This is a genomic window from Okeania sp. SIO2F4, from assembly GCF_010672385.1.
Lineage (GTDB): Bacteria > Cyanobacteriota > Cyanobacteriia > Cyanobacteriales > Microcoleaceae > Trichodesmium.
Map to the genome: position 1 here is coordinate 1 of NZ_JAAHGT010000730.1, position 4,982 is coordinate 4,982.

The following is a 4,982-nucleotide window of genomic DNA, read 5'->3' on the forward strand; positions in this document are numbered from 1 at the left end:
TCACAATTAGTAACATTCCACCAATATATATAGCAGTTCTCAGGGTGGTTAAGACATTCTCGCGCCTCTCCAATGTAGTCATAGTCAGAATATAACTTCTGACTTCTGACTTCACCTCAAGTTCAATCTCAAATCTACCATCTGAAATCTATTTACTTCTATGGTCTGTTAACTGAACGGACTGCAGTGGTACTGTCACGGAACTGTTCTACCTCTTCAGTATAACGAATAGGCAGAACATATTCTAGGTTTTCATGGGGACGGGCAATAATATGAGTTGACATCACTTGGCCTCCATTCACCTTTCTAACGTTATCAACCCCTGCTGCTACTGAAGCTTGTACTTCTGATACATCTCCACGAATAATTACGGTTACACGAGCACTACCAATTTTTTCATAGCCAACAAGGGTGACTCGTGCAGCTTTCACCATTGCATCTGCTGCTTCTACAACTGCTGGAAAGCCTAGGGTTTCTACCATCCCAACGGCAATTGACATTATTTTTACTCCATGATATTATTTTACAGATTCTTTTAGTTTCTAGTCTATATCTTGACTTTTATTGACTAATTCCCGAATTGAATTAAGTTCAAGGATATTCTCAGCCGACACTACCCAACAGGATAAATCCACTTTGCCTACTCTCCTCTTGGATGACTACAGAAATATTCTGTGGAGACAAGTCAAAATACCCATATAAAGTCTGCTTAGAACTAAATCTAGCTTTCTGCCTACTTTTCTGATAATTTTTCAGTCCCTCTAGTTTCATCTACCCAAATTCATCCTGAAGTTTTCCCCAGAGTGGGCAATCTCTGTAATGATTGCCCTAAAACTTTAGGGTAAACTTGTTTGTTTCTACTAGGCAATCAAAGCATGAGCCTAAAATTTGGGAAAATCAATCAGCCGATCTATAAAACTGATACAAAGCGTCACATAAGCGTGACAATCTGATGTTTACTTCCTGCTGACCATGAGGCGTCGGCGGTTACTCATCCATAGGCATTGACGTTCAAGCCTCTTATACTTGCATCTCATACGCGGTCTATAGATATGCCACACTCAAGTAAATCATAAATTCTAAGGCTTAACGGCATATCTTTAAACATGACCATAATTAGAGCAAGTCTTTGATGATGGATAAAACCTATCTACAACTTCTCTTGGCTTGACAAATTTTACTACTTAATCACTTTGAACAACTATCGCATAATAACGCTTTATGACGTAAGTTGTTAACTAAGTCAATTATCTAGACCAAATATTTAGGACAAATTCCAGCAACTCAAATTAATAAGTTCGGAACTGATCGACTTCTTCGGTATATCGAATTGGTAAGACATACTCTAAGTTTTCGTGGGGACGAGCAATGATATGAGTTGATACTACCTCACCACCATCAACTCTTTTAGCTGACTCTATTCCTGCCGCAACAGAAGCTTGTACTTCCGAGACATCTCCTCGGACAATGACTGTTACACGAGCGCTACCTATTTTTTCATAACCCACTAGGGTAACTCTAGCTGCTTTAACCATCGCATCAGCAGCTTCTACTACTGCTGGAAACCCTCTAGTTTCAATCATTCCCACAGCAATTGGCATTCTTTTATCTCCTATTGACAGAAGTTAACTTAAGCATTGAGGCCAGTATTGTCTCTAGATAGCTTTGCAGGGAATTCCCATTTTTACAATCAAAATCTATCAAATGCTATACTTTCAGCATAGAGAAACATGGCATCGTTGACAATAGCAACTATCATCATAATTCATAATTGAAGAGATTTAGAAAAATAAATTCCTTACCATTGAAGTCCTTATAGTTAATGCTGAATTCAGCGATCCTCAGCTCCCAGGTATCAATCCTAAATTTTTTTTAATTACTTTTGGCTCAATACCCTATCAGTAGAAAAAAACAAGTATATATACTTATAACTAAGTTGAATCTATATTAATCGTGTGTATATATTTATTCTGGTGGTGGTGCTCGCGTAATGGTAAAGGAAGCACCAGGAGTGTGGGGAGTGTCGGAGATGGGGAGCGGAGAAATTAAAAAATATATATCCTCACCATTACCATGCAGGACTATCTTTATTCTTACATACTCAAGGTCAAGAAATACAATGTTCGAGTTTCTTATTCAAAACTTTTGGTACATACCTTTTTATAGCTTGGTTGGAGCAATTTTAACTCTGCCATGGTCAATAGGGATAATTAAACGTACTGGGCCACGGCCAGCCGCTTATTTTAATCTATTGATGACATTATTGGCCCTAATTCATGGCTCTATTATCTATCAAGCTATCTGGAATCAAGAGCCACGAGAAATAATATTCAACTGGCTAGAGACTGGAGACCTCAACCTATCTTTTGCCTTCAATATCTCATCAGTAACTATTGGGGCAATGGATGTGGTAACTGCTCTAAGTTTATTAGCCCAAGTTTACGCTTTGGGATATCTAGAAAAGGATTGGGCATTAGCTAGGTTTTTTGGACTAATGGGATTTTTTGAAGCTGCCATGACTGGCTTAACAATTAGCGATTCTTTGTTCATTTCCTATGCTTTGCTAGAAATGTTAACCCTTTCTACCTATTTATTAGTAGGTTTCTGGTATGCTCAACCTCTTGTAGTCACAGCAGCTAGAGATGCATTTTTAACAAAGCGGGTAGGAGATGTTTTACTTTTGATGGGAGTAGTTGCCATCTCAGCTTTAGCTGGGAGTATGAATTTTAGTGACCTCTATCAATGGGCTGAAAGAGTAGAACTATCTCCAGTTACAGCTAATTTGTTAGGGTTGGCCTTAATTGCTGGGCCTATAGGTAAATGCGCTCAATTTCCCCTGCATTTATGGTTGGATGAAGCGATGGAAGGTCCAAACCCTGCTTCTATTTTGCGGAATACTGTGGTGGTAGCGATCGGAGCTTATGTATTGATTCAAATCCAACCAATTTTAATTATTTCTCCTATTGCTCTAGCTGTGTTGGTGGCGATCGGAACTGTAACAGCTGTTGGAGCTTCTTTGGTTGCTCTGGCTCAAATCGATCTTAAGCGTACTTTATCTCATTCTACCAGTGCTTACCTGGGATTAGTTTTCATTGCTGTTGGTACACAATGGACTACTTTTGGCTTGCTATTACTCTTGGCACATTGTATTGCTAAAGCACTATTATTCATGAGTGCTGGTGGTGTAATATTGACTACTAATAGTCAAGACCTCACAGAAATGGGGGGATTATGGTCTCGAATGCCTGCAACTACTACTTCTTTCTTAGTAGGAACTTTGGGGTTAGTTGGATTATTGCCTTTGGGTGGTTTTTGGGCGTTGCGAGAAGGTTTAGATGTTTTTTGGATTATCGATCCTTGGGTAGTACCTGTTTTATTATTTGTTAACTTCCTAACTGCTTTAAACCTGACTCGTGTGTTTCGTTTGATATTTTTGGGTGAACCTCAACCTAAGACTAAACGGGCACCGGAAGTTCCCTGGCCTATGGCTGTGCCGATGGTATCATTAATTATTGTTACTCTGTTAACTCCAATAATTATGGAACAGTTATCACTTTTACCTGACTGGGGTTATCTGAATTTAGCTGTTGTTATTTTGTTAGTAACATCTGGTTTATTTGGTGTTATTCTGGGTAGCACTATGGAGTTAGGTAGAACTTGGTCTCGACCAATACAAGCTCCTTTGCGTTTTGCTCAAGATTTGTTTGCTTATGATTTCTATATCGATCGCCTCTATAATGTAACGGTGGTTTTTGCAGTTAGTCAATTCTCAAAGTTAAGTGCTTGGATTGACCGTTATATTGTTGATGGAGCTGTTAACTTAGTTGGCTTGGCGACAATTTTTAGTGGGCAAGGTTTGAAATACGGGGTATCTGGTCAAGGTCAATCCTATATTGTTACTATTGTACTCGGAATTGGTGTATTAGGAATTTTAGCGTTTTGGTTGATCGACTTCAGGTTTTAAACATCAGGAGTTGTGTAAAAATAACCATTACAGTTTTTTTGATGGAAGCTAGATTTCACAATTCATTCCAGATGAAATTTGTACAACTTATTTTTACATGACTCCTGAGAGTTGCGGCTAATTATAGATTGAAAAAATTTCCAAAACCAAGACAAGATAATTATTTCAAGTTTTTTTAGTTGTCAATATCTACAAACAATACACATAGCAAGGGTTTATGTAATTTTTTAGCTGATAAAGGGGTAAACCTGGAAAACTATGTGCATCAATTAGGTGGAGTTTCCACTGATTTTAAGCCTGCTCTTGAAGATAAGTTACAGACAATAGTTATTAGTTTTCAATGAAATAGGAAGCTAGCTCCAAAGCTTCTGCGGTCACGTCAGCGGAACGGAGTTCTATCATCTATGGGTAAGTTTAGTAGAACGGATAAGTATATAGCACTACTTGAATCGGGAATAGGGAACACTTAACTGGAGACAGCAGACTATCAAAAGATTTGAGGATTTATAAATGTCAAACACCTTAATGCGTAGCGCTATATTATGTATTTTAGGGGTTTGGTATCTAAACTGATGCCATATCAGATCAAGAATTGATTAGATCAAATTCGTTGGCTTCTGAGTAATATAATTCCTACAATACCGAATTATATAGCAACACCTTTGACACTCCACGGACTAAAGTCGCGTGGATTCGTGACTAGGAGCTTTTTATCGGGTTAAAACCACGATTTTCACATTGCTCGAAACAGCCACATTACCAGTACCGTACCGTAGTACGTATACAGCAGTAGGGGGGAAGAGCGAATCCCCCCTACTAGCCGGTGCCAATTGCCACTACTCTCTCCGGCCATGCATACCATTGAGGCTACTTTTTAGGTTGTTGGTTGATTCACTCGCTCCCTCGTTACAACGTGCTGAGTTACGGCTGGAAACAGAGTGCTGGTAAGCACCGGGCTACCTTTTCGATTAACCACCCTTTAACGTGGATCGTCCATTAGCTATCGGGCTTTCACCAT

At 39.0% G+C, this 4,982-nt stretch carries 4 protein-coding genes; 1 reads left to right on the top strand and 3 read right to left on the bottom strand.

The window, feature by feature from the left end; all coding sequences use genetic code 11:
* Window positions 1-158 precede the first annotated feature (158 nt).
* The 3 genes from F6K22_RS31435 to F6K22_RS31445 form a co-directional block, all read right to left on the bottom strand.
* Window positions 159-500, bottom strand: coding sequence for a carbon dioxide-concentrating mechanism protein CcmK (locus F6K22_RS31435; protein WP_293107308.1), 342 nt, complete (start codon window positions 498-500; stop codon window positions 159-161).
* A 103-nt stretch (window positions 501-603) separates the two neighbouring features.
* A complete protein-coding gene (locus tag F6K22_RS31440; RefSeq protein WP_293107311.1) occupies window positions 604-771 on the bottom strand; it encodes a hypothetical protein in 168 nt (55 codons plus the stop codon).
* Between the two features lie 518 nt (window positions 772-1,289).
* The gene (locus tag F6K22_RS31445) at window positions 1,290-1,601 is read right to left on the bottom strand and encodes a carbon dioxide-concentrating mechanism protein CcmK (RefSeq protein WP_094678177.1); all 312 of its coding nucleotides are present in this window, start codon (window positions 1,599-1,601) and stop codon (window positions 1,290-1,292) included.
* Between the two features lie 518 nt (window positions 1,602-2,119).
* On the opposite strand from F6K22_RS31445, the gene F6K22_RS31450 reads away from it, so the two are divergent.
* Entirely contained in the window at window positions 2,120-3,964 is a 1,845-nt protein-coding gene (locus F6K22_RS31450) for an NAD(P)H-quinone oxidoreductase subunit F (protein WP_293107316.1), read from the top strand.
* Window positions 3,965-4,982 lie beyond the last annotated feature (1,018 nt).

Excerpts from the sequence above, each read along its gene's own strand:
- F6K22_RS31435 (WP_293107308.1), bottom strand. The coding sequence starts at position 500 with ATGTCAATTGCCGTTGGGATGGTAGAAACCCTAGGCTTTCCAGCAGTT.
- F6K22_RS31440 (WP_293107311.1), bottom strand. The coding sequence starts at position 771 with ATGAAACTAGAGGGACTGAAAAATTATCAGAAAAGTAGGCAGAAAGCT.
- F6K22_RS31445 (WP_094678177.1), bottom strand. The coding sequence starts at position 1,601 with ATGCCAATTGCTGTGGGAATGATTGAAACTAGAGGGTTTCCAGCAGTA.
- F6K22_RS31450 (WP_293107316.1), top strand. The coding sequence starts at position 2,120 with ATGTTCGAGTTTCTTATTCAAAACTTTTGGTACATACCTTTTTATAGC.